Below are 17,137 nucleotides of genomic sequence, written 5' to 3'. Positions count from 1 at the left end.
CGACCACCGAGAACGGGCAGCGCTCGCGCTCGCAGAAGGCCTTGAACTGCTCGAGCGATTCAGGCGCGATGGCAAGCACGTAGCGCTCCTGGCTTTCGTTGCACCAGATTTCCTTGGGCGCCATGCCCGACTCTTCGAGCGGCACGGCGCGCAGGTCGAAGCGCGCACCGCGGCCGGCATCGTTGGTCAGTTCGGGGAAGGCATTGCTCAGGCCGCCCGCGCCCACGTCGTGGATCGCCAGGATCGGATTGGCCGCCCCCTGCTGCCAGCAATGGTTGATGACCTCCTGCGCGCGGCGTTCGATTTCGGGGTTGCCGCGCTGCACCGAGTCGAAGTCGAGCTCGGCCGCGTTGGCGCCGGTGGCCATCGAGCTGGCGGCGCTGCCGCCCATGCCGATGCGCATGCCCGGGCCGCCGAGCTGGATGAGCAGCGAGCCGGCGGGAAACTGGATCTTCCTGGTCTGCGTGGCGTCGATGCTGCCGAGGCCGCCCGCGATCATGATGGGCTTGTGATAGCCGCGCTGCACCGTGTCGAGGGCGCTCGCGACGGCCTGCTCGTATTCGCGGAAATAGCCCAGCAGGTTGGGACGGCCGAATTCGTTGTTGAACGCGGCGCCGCCCAGCGGCCCCTCGGTCATGATCTGCAGCGGGCTCGCGATGTGCTCGGGCTTGCCGTAGTGGCCCTCTTCGGGCCAGAGCTTCGACACCGTGAAGCCGGTCAGGCCCGCCTTGGGCTTGGAACCCCGGCCGGTGGCGCCTTCGTCGCGGATCTCGCCGCCAGCGCCCGTCGAGGCGCCGGGAAACGGCGAAATCGCGGTCGGGTGGTTGTGCGTCTCGACCTTCATCAGCACATGGCTTAGGGCGCTATCTTTTTGATAGCTCTGCGAGCCGTCGGCCGGAACGAAGCGTTCGATGGTCGCGCCCTCCATCACCGAGGCGTTGTCCGCATAGGCGATCACCGTGTGCTGCGGGTTCTGCTTCTCGGTGTGGCGGATCATCGAGAACAGGCTCTGCGGCTGCGCCTTGCCGTCGATGGTGAACTGGGCGTTGAAGATCTTGTGGCGGCAGTGTTCGCTGTTGGCCTGCGCGAACATCATCAATTCGACGTCGCTGGGGTTGCGGCCCAGGCGGGTGAAGGCTTCCACGAGGTAGTCGATCTCGTCCTCCGCCAGCGCCAGGCCGAAGCCGGTGTTAGCGGCGACCAGCGCCTCGCGGCCACCCGTTTGCACGTCGACCTGCGCCATCGGCTGGGCCGGCAGTTCGCTGAACAGGCTGGCCGCCTGTTCGACGGTGGCGAGCACCGATTCGGTCATGCGGTCGTGCAGCGGGCCGGCGACGGCGGCCAGCGTGTCGCCCTCGATGACGGGCGCCTTGCCGATCAGCGGCGACTTGAGCTTCAGGTGATATTGCGTGACGCGCTCGACCCGGCGCAGCGCCAGGCCGCAGTTATGGGCGATGTCGGTGGCCTTCGAAGCCCAGGGCGAGACGGTGCCCAGGCGCGGCGTGACGACCACCGAGGTGCCCGCCTTGGCCGCTGCCTCGAAGGGCTCGCCGTAGGTCAGCAGCGCGGCAAAGCGGTCATGGCCGGCCGCATCGAGCGCGGCATCGGTGACCACCAGATGGACGAAACGGGCCGAAATGCCCTCGATGCGCGGCTCGATGGCCTGCAGCTTCGGCAGCAGTTGCCGCGCGCGGAATTCACTGAGTGCGCTGCCGCCCTCGAACAGGGTCACGACGGGAAGGGCTTGGGATGCGGGCTGCGTCACGGTCGATTGGGGCCTCGGGGGCCGCGTTGGGAATCAAGGAATCGAGGCGGATGGCCGCTGACTGGGGTCATCCGCGTGAGCCCGAGATTTTAGCTTGGTGGATGGGATAATTCCGGGCATGAGCATTACCTACAAAGACGCTGCAGGCATCGAAGCCATGCGCGTCGCCTGCCGCCTCGGCTCCGAGGTGCTGGACTACCTCACGCCCTTCATCAAGCCCGGCATCACGACCAACGACGTGGACCGGCTCGCCGCCGAATACATGGTCAAGCAGGGCACCACCTCGGCCACGGTGGGCTACATGGGCGCCAGCAGCGTCCCGTTCCCGAAGTCGCTCTGCACCTCGGTGAACCACGTGGTGTGCCACGGCATCCCGAACGACAAGCCCCTGAAGAAGGGCGACATCATGAATGTCGACGTCACCGTCATCAAGGACGGCTGGTTCGGCGACAACAGCCGCATGTTCGTGATCGGCGACGCCTCCATCGCCGCCAAGCGGCTGTGCAGCATCACCTTCGAGGCCATGTGGCACGGCATCCTGCAGGTGCGCCCGGGCGCCCATCTGGGCGACGTGGGCCATGCGATCCAGAAATTCGCCGAGGGCCAGGGCTTCTCGATCGTGCGCGAGTTCTGCGGGCACGGCGTGGGCCAGCGATTCCACGAAGAACCGCAGGTGCTGCACTACGGCCGCCCGGGCACCATGGAAGAGCTCAAGCCCGGCATGATCTTCACCATCGAGCCGATGATCAACGCAGGCAAGCGCGACGTGAAGGAAGACTTCAAGGGCGGCCAGTACGACGGCTGGACCATCGTCACGCGCGACCATTCGCTGTCGGCCCAGTGGGAGCACACGGTGCTGGTCACAGAGACCGGCTACGAGGTGCTGACCCTGTCGGAAGGCAGCCCGCCGCTGCCTTCCTTCGTCAGCTCGACCAAGACCTGACGCGCAGGCGCACGGCCCGGTCGTGATCGAAGCAGCCAAGATCGACGTGGCGACGCTGCGCGAAGCCTATCGCGCGAAGAAGCTCGCCCTTTTCGACACCCTGCGCTTTGCGCGCGCCCCTACCCGCAGCGTGCACACGGTGCTGCGCCAGCTCTCGGCACTGGCCGACCAGACGCTGTGCAGCCTGTGGCATGACGCCGATTTCGGCGATTCGCTCACGCTGGTGGCCGTCGGCGGCTTCGGCCGCGGCGAGCTGTTTCCGTATTCCGACGTCGATGTGCTCCTCTTGCTGCCGCCCGAGGGCGACGCCGCCACGATCGACCCGGCCCGCATCGAGGCCTTCATCGGCCACTGCTGGGACGCCGGCCTGGAGATCGGCTCCAGCGTGCGCACCGTCGACGAGTGCCTGGCCGAGGCCGAGAAAGACGTCACCGTCCAGACCTCGCTGCTCGAGGCGCGGCTGATCGCGGGCAACAAGAAGCTTTTTGTCGCTTTCCGCCGCCGCTTCACGCGCGCCATCGACCCGCAGGCCTTCTTCGTGGCCAAGTCGCAGGAAATGCGGCACCGCCACCAGAAGTTCGACAACACGCCGTACGCGCTCGAACCCAACTGCAAGGAGTCGCCGGGCGGCCTGCGCGACCTGCAGACCATCCTCTGGATGACCAAGGCCGCCGGTTACGGCAGCCGCTGGGACGACCTGGCCAAGAACGGCCTGGCCACCTCCTTCGAGGCGCAGCAGATCAAGCGCAACGAGGCGCTGCTCTCGCTCATTCGCGCCCGGCTGCACGTGATCGCCAACCGGCGCGAAGACCGGCTGGTGTTCGACCTGCAGACCGCGGTGGCCGCGAGCTTCGGGTACGAGAGCGAATCGCAGCGCAAGTCCAGCGAGGCGCTGATGCGGCGCTATTACTGGGCGGCCAAGGCCGTGTCGCAGCTCAACCAGATCCTGCTGCTCAACATCTCCGAGCGCCTGCAGCCGAGCGACGAGCAGCACACGCCGATCAACGAGCGCTTCTACGAGCGCGCCGGCCTCATCGAGATCGCGAGCGACGACCTCTACGAGCGCGAGCCGCATGCGGTGCTCGAGACCTTCCTGCTGTACCAGAAGACCATCGGCGTGAAGGGCCTGTCGGCGCGCACGCTGCGCGCGCTCTACAACGCGCGCCACGTGATGGACAGCAAGTTCCGCAACGACCGGGTCAACCACGAGACCTTCATGCGGATCCTGCTGCAGCCCTACGGCATCACGCATGCCTTCCGGCTGATGAACCAGACATCGGTGCTGGGACGGTACCTGCGCGTGTTCCGCAGCATCGTGGGGCAGATGCAGCACGACCTGTTCCACGTGTACACGGTGGACCAGCACATCCTGATGGTGCTGCGCAACGTGCGGCGCTTCTTCATTGCCGAGCACGCGCACGAGTACCCGTTCTGCTCGCAGCTCGCGGCCGGTTGGGACAAGCCCTGGATCCTTTACGTTGCCGCCCTCTTCCACGACATCGCCAAGGGCCGCGGCGGCGACCACTCCACGCTCGGTGCGCGCGACGTGCAGCGCTTCTGCCGGCAGCACGGCATTGCGCGCGAAGACTCCAAGCTCATCGAATTCCTCGTGGCCGAACACCTGGTGATGAGCCAGGTGGCGCAGAAGCAGGACCTGAGCGATCCCGAGGTGATCGGTGCCTTCGCCAAGCGCGTGGGCAACGAGCGCTACCTCACGGCCCTGTACCTGCTTACCATCGCCGACATCCGCGGCACCTCGCCGCGCGTGTGGAACGCGTGGAAGGGCAAGCTGCTCGAAGACCTGTATCGCTACACGCTGCGCGCCCTCGGCGGCCGCATGCCCGATCCGGACGCCGAGGTCGAATCGCGCAAGCGCGAGGCCTTGGTGCAACTCGCCCTGCACGCCCAGCGCTTCGAGGCGCACAAGGCGCTGTGGGACACGCTCGACGTCGGCTACTTCATGCGCCACGACGCAACCGAGATCGCCTGGCACGCCAAGCAGCTCTCGCGCTTCGTGCCGCCGGCGAACGTGCCGATCGACCCGAAGGCGCCGCCCATCGTGCGCGCCCACCTGTCGCCCGTGGGCGAAGGCCTGCAGGTGGTGGTCTACACACCCGACCAGCCCGACCTTTTCGCGCGCATCTGCGGCTACTTCGACCAGTCGTCCTTCAGCATCCTGGATGCCAAGGTGCACACCACGAGCAACGGCTATGCACTGGACACCTTTCAGGTCGTGACCACCTTCCTGCCGGACCATTACCGCGACCTCATCAGCATGGTGGAGTCGGGCCTCGGGCAAACGCTCACCGAAGCCGGCGCCCTGCCCCCGCCGAGCATGGGACGGGTGTCGCGCCGGGTGCGCAGCTTTCCGATCAAGCCGCGCATCAGCCTCCTGCCCGACGACAAGGCGCAGCGTTGGCTGCTCAACATCTCGGCTAGCGACCGTGCGGGCCTCTTGTATTCGGTGGCGCGGGTGCTCGCGCGCCATCACCTCAACCTGCAGCTGGCCAAGGTCACAACCCTGGGCGAGCGGGTGGAAGACACCTTCCTGATCAGCGGCCCCGAACTGCAGGGCCAGAAAACGCAGCTCGCGATCGAGACGGAGCTGATGGAAGCGCTGGCCTCCTGATCGGCAACTTCAGCCGCAGTACGCGCCGACGATGCGGCCGGTGGGTTCGACCTGAAGGTTCAGGCGCGTGGGGTCTTGGGCCGGGCTCGCTGTTTCCGTCGCCGGTACCGTGCGACCGGTCTTGGCGCCCGCCCGCTGCATCATTTCCTGCAACAGCGCCTGGGTCGCCTGCAACCCGAGCCCGAAGCGAGCGGCCGCGGCCTGGCAGGTTTCCGGGGGCGGCGCAAAGCTCGGCGGCTCGGGCACCTCGGAGGTCAGCGGGCGGTCCTTGGGCGGCGCCGCGCAGCCCGCCAGCAACAGGGCCACGACCGACAGGCACATCCAGCTTCGACCATTCTTCATGCGCATACTTTCTTGCTCCTTGAACTGGGTGGAAGCTTATTCGCCAAAAACGACACGACGCCCACAGGTTAAGCCAGCCGGTACACAAAGCATCAACTAATTCACGATGGGTATCGGCTCTGCCTTTTCGATGGCGTATCCTGAAACCGATGCATGCAGCTCCGGCCAACTCCGGCCCAATGGGCGCCCCCACATGACACAGCACCCTGACACCGTTTTCCTGGTCGACGTCGACAACACCCTGCTCGACAACGACGGCGTCGTCGGCGACCTGCGCGCCCATCTCGAGCAAGCCTTCGGCACCGAGAGCGCCAACCGCTACTGGACCGCCTTCGAGACGCTGCGCAGCGAGCTCGGCTATGTCGACTACCTGGGTGCATTGCAGCGCTACCGGGCCGAGGAAAGCAAGCGCGGCATGAGCGATTCGCGGCTGCTGCTGATGTCGAGCTTTCTCATCGACTACCCCTTCGCCGATCGCCTGTACCCCGGCGCGCTCGATGCGCTGAAGCATCTGCGCCGCCACGGCCCCACGGTGATCCTGTCCGACGGCGACGTGGTGTTCCAGCCGCGCAAGGTGCAGCGCTCGGGCCTGTGGGACGCGGTCGAAGGCCGCGTGCTGATCTACGTGCACAAGGAGCAGATGCTCGACACCATCGAGGAGTGCCACCCCGCGGCGCACTACGTGATGGTCGACGACAAGCTGCGCCTTCTCTCCGCCATGAAGGCGATCTGGGGGCCGCGGCTCACCACCGTCTTCGTGCGGCAAGGCCACTACGCGCTCGATGCGCAGGCCATTGCCGCCTACGCGCCCGCCGACATCACCATCGAACGCATCGGCGACCTCATTCAAATCGACGACTGGAAACCCAAGACATGAGTCAACAAGTAAATCCTCTCGCAGGCAAACCCGCTCCCCTCGAACTGCTGGTGAACGTGCCGCGCCTGATCTCGGCCTACTACACGGGCCGGCCCGATCCATCAGTGCCCGCGCAGCGCGTGGCCTTCGGCACCTCGGGCCACCGCGGCTCGTCGTTCGACGATGCGTTCAACGAATGGCACGTGCTGGCGATCAGCCAGGCCATCTGCGACTACCGCAAGCAAAAAGGCATCGACGGCCCGCTCTTCCTCGGCATCGACACGCACGCGCTCTCCACGCCCGCCTTCAGCAGCGCGGTCGAGGTGCTGGCCGCCAACGGCGTCGAGCTGATGCTCTCGAAGGACGACGAGTACACGCCGACCCCCGCCGTGTCGCACGCGATCCTGGTCTACAACCGCGGCCGCGCGACGGGCCTGGCAGACGGCATCGTCATCACGCCCTCGCACAACCCGCCCGAGAGCGGAGGCTTCAAGTACAACCCGCCCAACGGCGGGCCCGCCGGCACCGACATCACTTCCGCCGTCGAAGCCGCCGCCAACAAGATGCTCGCGAACAAGCTCGAAGGCGTGAAGCGCATGCCGCTCGCGCAGGCGCTGAAGGCTTCCACCACGCACCGGCACGACTACCTCCGCACCTACGTCGAAGACCTCGCGCAGGTGCTCGACATGGACGCGATTCGCGGCGTGCAGATCGACCTGGGCGTCGATCCGCTCGGCGGCGCCGGCGTGCACTACTGGCCGGCGATTGCCGAGCGCTACAAGCTCCAGCGCCTCACGGTGCTGAACCAGGAGGTCGACCCGACCTTCCGCTTCATGTCGCTCGACTGGGATGGCCGCATCCGCATGGACCCCTCCTCGCCCGACGCGATGCACAAGCTGATCGCCCTGAAAGACCGCTTCGGCATCGCCTTCGCCTGCGACACCGACCACGACCGCCACGGCGTGGTCACGCGCAGCGCGGGCCTGATGCAGCCCAACAGCTACCTCGCGGTGATGGTCGACTACCTCTACACGCACCGACCGCAATGGCCCGCGGGTGCAGCCGTCGGCAAGACGGTGGTGAGCAGCCAGATGATCGACCGCGTCACGGCCCGCCTCGGGCGCAAGCTCTACGAAGTGCCGGTCGGCTTCAAGTGGTTCGTCGACGGCCTCGTCGAAGGATCGCTCGGCTTCGGCGGCGAAGAAAGCGCCGGCGCGACTTTCCTGCGCCACGACGGCTCGGCGTGGACCACCGACAAGGACGGCATGGTGCCCGCCCTGCTCTCGGCCGAGATCGCCGCACGCACCGGCCGCGACCCGGGCGAGCGCTATGCGGAGCTCACCCAGGCGCTGGGGCTGCCGGTGTCCGACCGCGTGGATGCGGCGGCAACGGTCGAGCAGAAGAAGAAGCTGTCGAACCTCTCGCCGCAGCAGGTGAGCTCGACCGAACTGGCGGGCGACAAGATCGAGGCCGTGCTGAGCCATGCACCCGGCAACGGCGCGGCCATCGGCGGCGTGAAGGTCGTTACCGCGAACGGCTGGTTCGCGGCACGGCCCTCGGGCACGGAGAACATCTACAAGGTCTACGGCGAGAGCTTCAAGGGCGCGGAGCACCTCGCGCGCATCCTCGAAGAGGCGCAGCAGCTGGTGGACAAGGCACTGTCGAGCTGAAGCCAGGGAGGTCGTTCATGGAAGCCCACGCGCTGCGCCTGAACCCGGGCGACGATCTGCGCGGCGCGCTCGATGCGGCGCTCAAGCAGCGCGGCGCCGAAGCAGCCTTTGTCGTCTCGGGCATCGGCAGCCTGCGAGGCGCGCGCATCCGGTATGCCGGCGTGGAAAGCGCTGCCGTGCTCCAAGGCGATCTCGAAATCCTCACGCTGTCCGGCACGCTTTCGCCGGACGGCGCTCATCTGCACATCAGCGTGTCGGATGCGGCAGGACAAGTGCGCGGCGGCCATGTCGCGCCGGGCTGCACGGTGCGCACCACCGCCGAGATCCTGATCGCCTGGCTGCCCGAATGGCGCTTCTCGCGCGAACACGATCCGGCAACCGGCTATCCCGAACTGGTGCCGCGACCCAGGGCCTGAGCAGGTTCAGTGCGGCTCTTTGTTGAGGTCGTACTTCATCACGCGGCCGTGTCGGCCTTCGATGTCGCGCTCGACGGCGTACACGTCGCCGCTCGGCGGCTGGCGCTGCGCCAGCACGGTATCGAGCGTGGCGATGTCGTCGGCGTCGAGCTGCAGCGACAGCACCTTCAAGTGATCCGCCAGATGGTCGCCGCGCCGCACGCCGACGATCACGCCCGCCACCTGCGGCTGCTGCAGCACCCAGCGCATCGCCACCGTGGCGATCGACGTGTCGTGCCGTTGCGCCACCTTCTGCAGTTGCAGCAGCAGTTGCTGGAACAGCTCCCACCCGCCGAAGTCATCGATGACGAGCTTGTACTTGACCAGCGACCGGTTCTCGTAAGGCTCCCGCGGCTCGCTCGCGCCGAGCCAGCGCTCCGAGAGAAACCCGCCGGCCACGCTGCCGTAGCACAGCAACTGGATGCCAGATGCCGCGCAGTACGGCGCCAGCGTCGGCTGCGGCCGCTGGTCGAGCAGCGAGTACTGGACCTGCATGCTGCGCAGCGGCACACCGGCATCGCCCAGCTCGCGCACGCGCGCGGTGTCGAAATTGGTACCGCCCAGCAGCTCGATCTTTCCGGCGCGCTGCAGCTCCTTCAGCCAGTGCGCGACCTCGACGTAGCGCGCCACGCTGTAGTCCCACCAGTGGAATTGCACGAGGTCCAGCCGCTCGACGCCCAGGCGCTGCAGCGAACGGTCGATGGTCTGCTCGACCTGGCGCTTGTCGATCTGGGCGAGCGTTGCAAGGTCGGGCACGAACTTGGTGTGCACGCGCAATTGCGAGAGGCTTTCGCTGCCATGGCGTGCGACGTGCTCGCGCCGGAAATCGCCAATCAGCTCTTCCACGCCGGTGTAGATGTCGGCGCAATCGAAGGTGGTGATGCCGGCTTGGTAGTAGGCGGCCATGTCGGCGATGGCCGCGGCGCGGTCGATGCCGCCGTGCCCGCCGGCCAGTTGCCAGCCGCCTTTCAGCAGGCGGGAGATCGAATAGTTCGGCGCGAGGTCGATGCGTTGCAGTTGGCTCATGGGTTCTGCTTGGAAGGGTGGACCACGGCCGTGGTGTCGGCGTGGCGGAAAACGCGCGTCGCGGTGCGCGTGATGCGAAAGCGCGAGGGGCAATGCGGGTCGGGGCACGCCACCTCGGCGTCGGTGCTCATCCAGTCGTTGGCGTCGGTGGGGCGCTGCTTGGCCGCGAGCAGCGGCAGCAAGGCGCCCAGCGAATAGATCGAGAAGCCCTGCCCCTCCGGGAGGTGCAGCATCTCGCCGCGCAGTTCGAAATAGTCGCCGACCTTGGCGTTGCAGTAGAGCTTCGCGCCTTCGGGCGCAACCACCTCGACGCGCAGGTCGTAGAGCGTGAAGGCGCCGTCGTCCGGGGATGTCGGAGTGTTCATGTCAGGGGTTCGGTGGGGTGACGGACAGGATGATTTCGGTCGGCGCCTTCGATGCATTCAGGTAGCGGTGCGGCAGCCGCGCGTCGAAGGAGATGCTCTCGCCGGCCTTCACCGCGTAGTCGACGCCCGCCACCTGCGCCACCAGCGCGCCCGCGACGACGTAGACGCACTCGGCAGATTCGTGGCCGCGCGGCTCGTCGGCCGACATCTGGCCCGGCTCGAGCACGGCGCGCAGCACTTCCAGTTGGCCGGCGCCTGCGGTCAGGCGCTCGTAGGCCACCTGGCCCTTGGGCGCGGTGAGCATCACCCGCTGGCTCGGGCGGCTGATCCAGACGGTGGGCGGCGTCGGCTCCGAGAACAGCGAGGACACCGATTCGCCGAACACGCCCGCGAGCCGACGCAGGGTTTCCAGGCTGGGATCGGTGACGGCGCGCTCGATCTGGCTCAGCAGCGTGGCGGACACGCCGGCCTGTGCGGCCAATTCGCGCAGAGACAGCCCGCGGGCCGTTCGCAACTCCTTCAGTCGGTCGCCGATCATGGACTGGATCTTTCTTTGTTTCTTTTTTGTGCATTCACACAGCACAGCAATCGGGATGTTATGTACGGTTCTGGTGCACGTCAAGCATCATGAATCGGTCGGATATCGCCGGGGTCCTCCAGTGAATACTGCCGTCGATCCCACTTGTGCTTTGTGCATTTTCTCTGCACACTCCGCGCCCAGATCGTGCAGTAATACTTTACAGGAGCATCGAGATGGCCGACCCGCTTCCCCCCACACGCGCCACCCGGCGACGCCTCGGACACCGCTGGCTGCTGGTCTTTCCGTTCATCTGGCAAGCCTGCCTCGCACCGGCCGTGAACGACATCGCGCTCACCCCGTTCGGACTGCCCTTCCCCATGTTCTGGCAGATGGCGGGCATCGTGCTGACCAGCGTGGTCATCGCGATCGTCTTCCGCCTCGACGCTAAAGCCGGCGTCGAAGACGAGGAAGCCGCCTTCCTCGCCCACAGCCTGAAAAGCCACGAGGACGGCGCACCATGAAGCTCGCCATCGTCCTGGCCATCCTGCTCGCGACCGTCGCCGGCGCCATCGCCTATGGCCGCCGCACGCGCCGCGCCAACAACTTCGCCGACTGGGCCGTTGGCGGACGCAGCCTCGGCACGCTGGTCTTCTGGTTCATGAACGCGGGCGAGGTCTACACCACCTTCGCGGTGCTCGGCATCTCGGGCTACGCCTGGGCGCTGGGCGCACCGGCATACCTCGCGTTCTGCTCGGTCTCGATGAGCTATGCGGTCGGCTACTGGCTGATGCCGCGGATCTGGCGCGCGGGGCGCATCGGCAAGCTGCTCACGCAGTCCGACTTCTTCGCCGCGCGCTACGAGGCGCCGTGGCTGGGCGTGCTGACCGGCGTGGTCGGCATCGCGTCGCTCGTGGTCTACGTGCAGATCCAGTTGGTGAGCCTCGGGCTGATCGTGCAGCTCACGCTGGGCAACAGCATCGGCAGCGAGGCCGCGACCATCGGCGCCGGCGTCCTGATGATCGCCTTCGTCTTCGTTGCAGGCGTGCGCTCCGCCGCCTTCGCCGCGGGCGTGAAAGACGTGCTGATGGTGGTCGTGGTGGTGCTGCTGAGCGTCACCGTGGCGAGCAAGGTGGGCGCGGCCTCGCTGCTCGACCTGTTCTCGATGGCGGAGGCCAAGCACCCGGGCATCGGCAAGTTCCCGGGGCTGGACGCCACCTCGCCCACCACCGCGATCTGGCTCATGACTTCGGCGATCAACATCGCGCTGGGGAACTGGGTGTTTCCGCATCTCTTCCAGATGTCGTACACCGCGCACAGCGCGACGGCCATTCGCCGCAACGCGATCTGGCAGCCGCTGTATTCGCTGGCTTATTTCTTCATCATCCTGCTGGGCTTCGCGGCACTGCTGGCGCAGACGCAGCCGCCGGGCGGCAACCTCAATGCGGCGCTGCTGCAGTTCGTGTCCGACCGCTATCCGGCGTGGATGGTCGGGCTGCTGGCAGGCACTGGCTTCCTGCTGGCGCTGGCGCCCGGGTCGCTGCTGCTGCTGACGGCCGGCTCGATCTTCACGCGCAATGTGGTGCGTCCATTCAGCAGCGGCCTGAGCGAGCGTGCGTCATTGGCGCTGTCGCGCGGCTCGCTGGTGGTCTTCGCGGCCATCGCCGTGTGGCTGTCGGTGAGCCAGAAAGGCTCGCTGGTGAAGATCCTGCTCGATGCGTACTCGGCCATCGGCATGCTCGCGCCCGGCGTTTTCCTCGGGTTCCTGTGGAAGCGCACGAGCGCGGTCGGCGTGCTGGCCGGGTTGGTCGCAGGCTTCGTCGCGCTGCTGGCGCCGTTCGCGGCGAAGTTCTGGGCCGCGACCGTGCCGCAATGGGAGGCCGGGCTGATCGCCATGGCCATCAACGCAGCGGTTGTCGTGGCCGTGAGCCTCGTGACGAAGGCGCCGCAACCCAAGGCCGTCGCGCTCGGGCTGCAGGACGACGGCGCGCAGGATGCCGCTCAGGTCGGCGCGCTCGCCAGCCTGCGCTCCAGCCAGACGCTGTAGCGCGAGAGCCCGAAGCACAAGACCCAATACACGGCGGCGATGAAGAGATAGCCCTCGAGGTAGAACGGCCGCCAGACCGGGTCGCCGCCGAGCGCGAGGCCCAACGCGCCGGTCAGCTCGAAAAGGCCCACGACGGTGACGAGCGAGGTGTCCTTCAGCGTGCCGACCACGCTGTTGGTGAGCGCCGGCACGACCAGGCGCAAGGCCTGCGGCAGCACGATGTCGCGCTGCACCGGCCAGCGGCCGAAGCCGAGCGCCATCGCCACTTCGGTCTGTCCGCGCGGCACCGCCTGCAGGCCGCCGCGGATGATCTCGGCCAGATAGGCCGCGACGAAGAGCGTGAGGCCGGCGAGCACGCGCACCAGCACGTCGGGCTGCCAACCCGCCGGCCACAGCAGCGGCAGCAGGAACGAAGCCATGAACAGCACCGAGATTAGCGGCACGCCGCGCACCAGCTCGATGTAGCTCGCGCTCAGCGTGCGAACCACCGGCCAGCCAGAACGCCGGCCCAGCGCGAGCAGCAGCGCGAGTGGAAAGGCCAGAGCCAGTCCGACCACCGCCAACCCGATGGTCAGCGGCAGACCGCCCCAGCGGCTGGTCGGCACATGACTCAAACCCATCACGCCGCCGCGCATCAGCAGCACGAACAGCAGCAGCGCGACGACCCACAGCGGCACCAGCCACCAGCGCCAGCTGCGCGGCCAGGCGCTCAGCACGGTGACGGCAGAGAGCACGACCACCGCGATCGCCGGGCGCCATTGCTCTTCGTAAGGGAAGCGGCCGAACAGCATCGGCCGCCATTTCTCGGCCACCACGCCCCAGCAGGCGCCATGCTGGACCGCGCGGCAGGCTTCGGCATCGGCGCGGAACACCGCATGCACCACGGCCCAGTCGACGATGTGAAAGCCGACCCACGCGAGCAGCGCGATCAGCAGCACAGTCGCCAGCGCGCGCAGCGGCGAACCCCAGAGCTCGCGGCGCCAGGCAATCGGGCCTTGCGCGACATTCCTCATCGCCACCCCCGCAATGCGACGCGCGCGTTGTAGCGGTTCATGCCGAAGGAGATCACGAGCGACAGCAGCAGGTACACCGCCATGATGATCGCGATGCACTCGAAGGCGCGGCCGTTCGAGCCGATGGTGGTGTTGGCGACCGACACCAGCTCCGGATAGCCCACGGCCACCGCGAGCGATGAGTTCTTGACGAGGCTGAGCAACTGGTTGGTGAGCGAAGGCACGATCACCCGCAGCGCCTGCGGCAGGATCACGATGCGCAACTGCTGCACCGACGACAGGCCCAGCGCCTGCCCCGCCAGCACCTGCCCCTGAGAGACCGACAGGATGCCGGCGCGCACGATCTCCGCGACGAACGCAGCCGAATAGAACGACAGGCCCGCGACGATCGTCACGTATTCGGGACTCAGCGCCGCGCCGCCGCTCACGCCGAAATCGCCCCGCTCGGGCCACTCGAAATGCGTCGGCCACCAGCCGCCCTCGCCTGCCACGGGCCACGGCACGCTGAGCCCTCCCTTGCTGAGCCACACGCCGGGCAAGAGGCGTACGGGCTCGGTCGGGTCGGGCAAGAGGTTCGCCATCGCGAAGGCCAGCATCAGCAGCTGCACCAGCAGCGGCACATTGCGCAGCAACTCGACATACGCGGTGCAGATGCCGCGCAGCAGCACATGCGGCGCCAGACGGCCGATGCCGATGAGCGTGCCCAGCACAACCGAGAAGATCGCCGCGGGCACCGCCGCCCGCACCGTGTTGATCAGGCCCGCGAGAAAGGCGCGCCAGAACGGCTGGCTGGCGTTGAAATCGAGCCAGCCTTCGCTGATCGAAAAGCCCGCAGGCTCGGTAAGAAAGTCGAAGCCTGAGCGAACGCCGCGGGCGCGCAGCACGTCGAGCGCGTGGTGCACCACCCAGAAGGCGCCGGCCACGACAGCCAGCACCAGCACCGCCTGGACGACCCAGGCCAGCCAGGCGCCGCGGCGCGAGGCGCCCTCGCGGCTCATCGCACCGGTGGTGCGTAGATCAGCCCGCCCTTGCTCCACAGATTGTTGGAGCCGCGCGGCAGCTTGAGCACCGACTTCGGCCCGACGTTGCGCTCGAACACTTCGCCGTAGTTGCCCACGGCCTTGATCGCGCGGAACGACCAGTCCTTGTCCAGGCCCAGCAGCTTGCCCAGGTCTTCACCGGTGCCGACCAGGCGCTGCTGCGCCGGGTCCTTGCTGCTGGCCTTGAGCGCGTCGGCATTGGCCTGCGTGACGCCGGCCTCCTCGGCCTCGATGAGCGCGTTGGGCACCCACTTGGCAATGGCGAACCATTCGTCGTCGCCGCGGCGCACCAGCGGTGCGAGCGGCTCCTTGGAGATCAGCTCGGGCAGGATGATGTAGTCGTCGGGGTTCGGCGCCTCCTTGTTGCGCAGGCCCGCGAGGGCCGAAGCGTCGGTCGTGAAAGCCTGGCAGCGGCCCGAGAAGAAGGCCTTGAACGAGGCCTCGAAGCTCTCGAAGACGACCGTCTTCACCGGGATGTTCTGCGCACGGAAGTAGTCGGAGACGTTCTTCTCGTTGGTGGTGCCCGACTGGGTGCAGATGGTGGCGTTCTTCAGTTGCTTGGCGCTCGTCACCTTGAGCTTCTTGGGCACGAGGAAACCCTGGCCGTCGTAGTAGGTGATGGTGGTGAAGTTGAAGCCGAGCGAGGCGTCTCGCGTGAGCGTCCAGGTGGTGTTGCGCGCGAGGATGTCGATCTCGCCGGCCTGCAGGGCCGAGAAGCGCTGCTGCGAATTGAGGGGCACGAAGTCGACCTTCTTCGCATCGCCGAGCACGGCCGCGGCGATGGCGCGGCAGGTGTCGACGTCCAGGCCCGACCAGTTGCCCTGGGTGTCCGGTGCGGAAAAGCCCGCCACCCCGTTGGTCACGCCGCACTTGACCGTGCCGCGCTGCTTGACCGCGTCGAGCGTCTTGCCCGCGAAGGCCGGTGCGGCGGTGGCCAGGGCGACCAAGGATGCGGCGGCGATCAGGGCCGGGCGGAATCGGATTTTCATGGGTGTGTTTCTCCTCAACAGACAACGAAAGGCAGTGTACGGGGCGTCGCTGCGGCGCGCCAAAGAACGCTCGGTTGAATGCTTATGCCCGGCCACGCGGCAATACCGCAATACCATACGGCCCTTTATCAACTCTCCCGAACAGGAATCACACAATGTTCAAGTCCGACGACACCGGCAAGCTCGTTCTGCGCCTCGCGCTGGGCATCCTCATCCTGCTGCACGGCGTGGCCAAGGTCACCAAGGGCGTCGACGGCATCGGCGGCATGCTGGCCTCGCACGGCCTGCCGGCCTTCCTGGCGTACGGGGTCTATGTCGGTGAAATCCTGGCGCCCGCGCTGCTGATCGTCGGCCTGTTCACGCGGCCGGCCGCAGTGATCGTGGCGATCAACATGCTGGTGGCGATCTGGCTGGTGCACCGCAAGGACCTCGGCGCGATCAACGGCCAAGGCGGGTGGGCGCTGGAACTGCAGGGCATGTTCCTGTTCGCGGCGATTTCGCTGGCCTTCACGGGCGGCGGCCGCTTCGGCCTCAGCAACAGATAACGACTGGGCGCGGTTGGGGCCTGGTGCCTCAGTCGTCGTCGGCCGCATCGAGACCCGGAAACAGGACCTCGGTGTAGCCGAAGCGCGAGAAATCGCGCACCCGCATCGGATAGAGCTTGCCCAGCAGGTGATCGACTTCATGCTGCACCACGCGCGCATGAAACCCGCTGGCGACCCGGTCGATGGGCTCGCCGTACGGATCGAAGCCGGTATAGCGGATGTTGGCGAAGCGCGGCACCACGCCGCGCAGGCCCGGCACCGAGAGGCACCCTTCCCAGCCCTCCTCCTCGTCTTCGCCGATGGGCGTGATGACGGGATTCAGCAGCACGGTGCGGGGCACCGGCGGCGCGTCGGGATAGCGGGGGTTGACGATGTCGGTACCGAAGATCACCAGTTGCTGGTCCACGCCGATCTGCGGGGCCGCGAGGCCGGCGCCGTTGACCGCATGCATGGTCTCGAACATGTCGCGCACCAGGAGGTGCAGTTCGTCGGTATCGAAAGCGGCGACCGGCTGCGCGATGCGCAGCAGCCGGGGGTCGCCCATCTTGAGTATTTCGCGAATGGCCATCGCGCGATTATCGCGACAGCCTCAGCCCATGGTCACGGGATGCCGCCGGGGTTGTTCTTCGAGTCCGGCGAGGTCCACAGGCGCGCGCGGCCTTGAGGCATCTGCTGAGGCTGCGACGGCGTGATGCCCGGGACGCCACCACCGGCGGAGGGAGGACGGCCACCGCCCCAGTTGCCCGGCGGGCGACCGGCCGGATACCCGGGACGCACCGCGGGATAGCCCGGACGAACGGCCGGATAGCCAGGGCGACCGTAGTACGGACGACGGTCGTAATAGCGGCCTCGCTCGTAGTAGCCCCCGCCCTGGATGTAGACCGGGGCTGGTGAAACGACCACTGGCGACGGGTCGGAATAGTACGGCTCGGAGT

18 protein-coding genes are annotated in these 17,137 nt (G+C 67.3%); 8 read left to right on the top strand and 10 right to left on the bottom strand.

Annotated elements, in window-relative coordinates:
- On the bottom strand, positions 1–1,765 hold a 1,765-nt coding region (purL, locus tag RT97_RS26470), incomplete at its 3' end, for a phosphoribosylformylglycinamidine synthase (protein ID WP_042581842.1).
- A gap of 118 nt (positions 1,766–1,883) precedes the next feature.
- Between purL and map the strand changes: the two genes are divergently transcribed.
- On the top strand, positions 1,884–2,708 hold the full coding sequence (gene map, locus RT97_RS26465; protein WP_042581840.1) for a type I methionyl aminopeptidase: 825 nt from the start codon (positions 1,884–1,886) through the stop codon (positions 2,706–2,708).
- Positions 2,709–2,730: 22 nt separating this feature from the next.
- Complete coding sequence (locus RT97_RS26460; RefSeq protein ID WP_042581839.1) at positions 2,731–5,337, top strand: [protein-PII] uridylyltransferase; 2,607 nt, start codon at positions 2,731–2,733, stop codon at positions 5,335–5,337.
- Positions 5,338–5,346: 9 nt separating this feature from the next.
- Here RT97_RS26460 and RT97_RS26455 read toward each other — a convergent pair whose 3' ends face one another.
- Positions 5,347–5,679: a hypothetical protein gene (locus RT97_RS26455; RefSeq protein WP_253278321.1), complete on the bottom strand. Its 333-nt coding sequence runs from the start codon at positions 5,677–5,679 to the stop codon at positions 5,347–5,349.
- A gap of 193 nt (positions 5,680–5,872) precedes the next feature.
- Between RT97_RS26455 and RT97_RS26450 the strand changes: the two genes are divergently transcribed.
- The 3 genes from RT97_RS26450 to RT97_RS26440 are packed head-to-tail and all read left to right on the top strand — an operon-like array spanning position 5,873 to position 8,621.
- Positions 5,873–6,556 (top strand): HAD family hydrolase, encoded by a 684-nt coding sequence (locus RT97_RS26450; protein WP_042581837.1) that lies wholly within the window; start codon positions 5,873–5,875, stop codon positions 6,554–6,556.
- Entirely contained in the window at positions 6,553–8,205 is a 1,653-nt protein-coding gene (gene pgm, locus RT97_RS26445) for a phosphoglucomutase (alpha-D-glucose-1,6-bisphosphate-dependent) (RefSeq protein WP_042581836.1), read from the top strand. The genes RT97_RS26450 and pgm overlap by 4 nt, the downstream gene beginning before the upstream one ends.
- A gap of 17 nt (positions 8,206–8,222) precedes the next feature.
- Entirely contained in the window at positions 8,223–8,621 is a 399-nt protein-coding gene (locus RT97_RS26440) for a PPC domain-containing DNA-binding protein (RefSeq protein ID WP_042581835.1), read from the top strand.
- A 6-nt stretch (positions 8,622–8,627) separates the two neighbouring features.
- Here the strand turns inward: RT97_RS26440 and RT97_RS26435 are convergent, their stop codons facing one another.
- Genes RT97_RS26435 through RT97_RS26425 form a run of 3 tightly spaced genes read right to left on the bottom strand, consistent with a single transcriptional unit; the run spans position 8,628 to position 10,589 of the window.
- Positions 8,628–9,686: an aldo/keto reductase gene (locus RT97_RS26435; protein WP_042581834.1), complete on the bottom strand. Its 1,059-nt coding sequence runs from the start codon at positions 9,684–9,686 to the stop codon at positions 8,628–8,630.
- Positions 9,683–10,051 (bottom strand): TIGR04076 family protein, encoded by a 369-nt coding sequence (locus tag RT97_RS26430; protein WP_042581833.1) that lies wholly within the window; start codon positions 10,049–10,051, stop codon positions 9,683–9,685. Before RT97_RS26430 ends, RT97_RS26435 begins: the two co-directional genes overlap by 4 nt.
- A gap of 1 nt (position 10,052) precedes the next feature.
- Entirely contained in the window at positions 10,053–10,589 is a 537-nt protein-coding gene (locus tag RT97_RS26425; RefSeq protein ID WP_042581832.1) for a cupin domain-containing protein, read from the bottom strand.
- 215 nt (positions 10,590–10,804) lie between these two features.
- Between RT97_RS26425 and RT97_RS26420 the strand changes: the two genes are divergently transcribed.
- Both RT97_RS26420 and RT97_RS26415 read left to right on the top strand, forming a co-directional pair.
- Positions 10,805–11,092 carry a DUF3311 domain-containing protein gene (locus tag RT97_RS26420; RefSeq protein WP_042581831.1) on the top strand — a complete coding sequence of 96 codons (288 nt, stop codon included), beginning with the start codon at positions 10,805–10,807 and terminating at the stop codon, positions 11,090–11,092.
- Positions 11,089–12,615 (top strand): sodium:solute symporter family protein, encoded by a 1,527-nt coding sequence (locus RT97_RS26415; RefSeq protein WP_042581830.1) that lies wholly within the window; start codon positions 11,089–11,091, stop codon positions 12,613–12,615. The genes RT97_RS26420 and RT97_RS26415 overlap by 4 nt, the downstream gene beginning before the upstream one ends.
- On the opposite strand, the gene RT97_RS26410 is transcribed toward RT97_RS26415, so the two are convergent.
- The 3 genes from RT97_RS26410 to RT97_RS26400 are packed head-to-tail and all read right to left on the bottom strand — an operon-like array spanning position 12,570 to position 15,657.
- On the bottom strand, positions 12,570–13,628 hold the full coding sequence (locus tag RT97_RS26410) for an amino acid ABC transporter permease (RefSeq protein ID WP_042581841.1): 1,059 nt from the start codon (positions 13,626–13,628) through the stop codon (positions 12,570–12,572). The two genes, RT97_RS26415 and RT97_RS26410, sit on opposite strands and share 46 nt — an antisense overlap.
- Positions 13,625–14,626 carry an amino acid ABC transporter permease gene (locus RT97_RS26405; RefSeq protein WP_042581829.1) on the bottom strand — a complete coding sequence of 334 codons (1,002 nt, stop codon included), beginning with the start codon at positions 14,624–14,626 and terminating at the stop codon, positions 13,625–13,627. Before RT97_RS26405 ends, RT97_RS26410 begins: the two co-directional genes overlap by 4 nt.
- Positions 14,623–15,657, bottom strand: coding sequence for an amino acid ABC transporter substrate-binding protein (locus tag RT97_RS26400; RefSeq protein WP_042581828.1), 1,035 nt, complete (start codon positions 15,655–15,657; stop codon positions 14,623–14,625). The genes RT97_RS26405 and RT97_RS26400 overlap by 4 nt, the downstream gene beginning before the upstream one ends.
- Positions 15,658–15,812: 155 nt before the next feature.
- Here RT97_RS26400 and RT97_RS26395 point away from each other — a divergent pair, with 155 nt between their 5' ends.
- Complete coding sequence (locus tag RT97_RS26395) at positions 15,813–16,202, top strand: DoxX family protein (RefSeq protein WP_042581827.1); 390 nt, start codon at positions 15,813–15,815, stop codon at positions 16,200–16,202.
- A 28-nt stretch (positions 16,203–16,230) separates the two neighbouring features.
- Here the strand turns inward: RT97_RS26395 and def are convergent, their stop codons facing one another.
- Both def and RT97_RS32785 read right to left on the bottom strand, forming a co-directional pair.
- Positions 16,231–16,770, bottom strand: coding sequence for a peptide deformylase (gene def, locus RT97_RS26390; protein WP_042581826.1), 540 nt, complete (start codon positions 16,768–16,770; stop codon positions 16,231–16,233).
- Between the two features lie 32 nt (positions 16,771–16,802).
- Positions 16,803–17,105: a hypothetical protein gene (locus RT97_RS32785; protein ID WP_253278320.1), complete on the bottom strand. Its 303-nt coding sequence runs from the start codon at positions 17,103–17,105 to the stop codon at positions 16,803–16,805.
- Between the last annotated feature and the right edge of the window lie 32 nt (positions 17,106–17,137).

It is taken from the genome of Variovorax paradoxus, from assembly GCF_000834655.1.
GTDB lineage: Bacteria > Pseudomonadota > Gammaproteobacteria > Burkholderiales > Burkholderiaceae_C > Variovorax > Variovorax paradoxus_F.
Note: the sequence above shows the minus strand (reverse complement) of the source record. Positions and strands in the feature narration are given on the sequence as shown.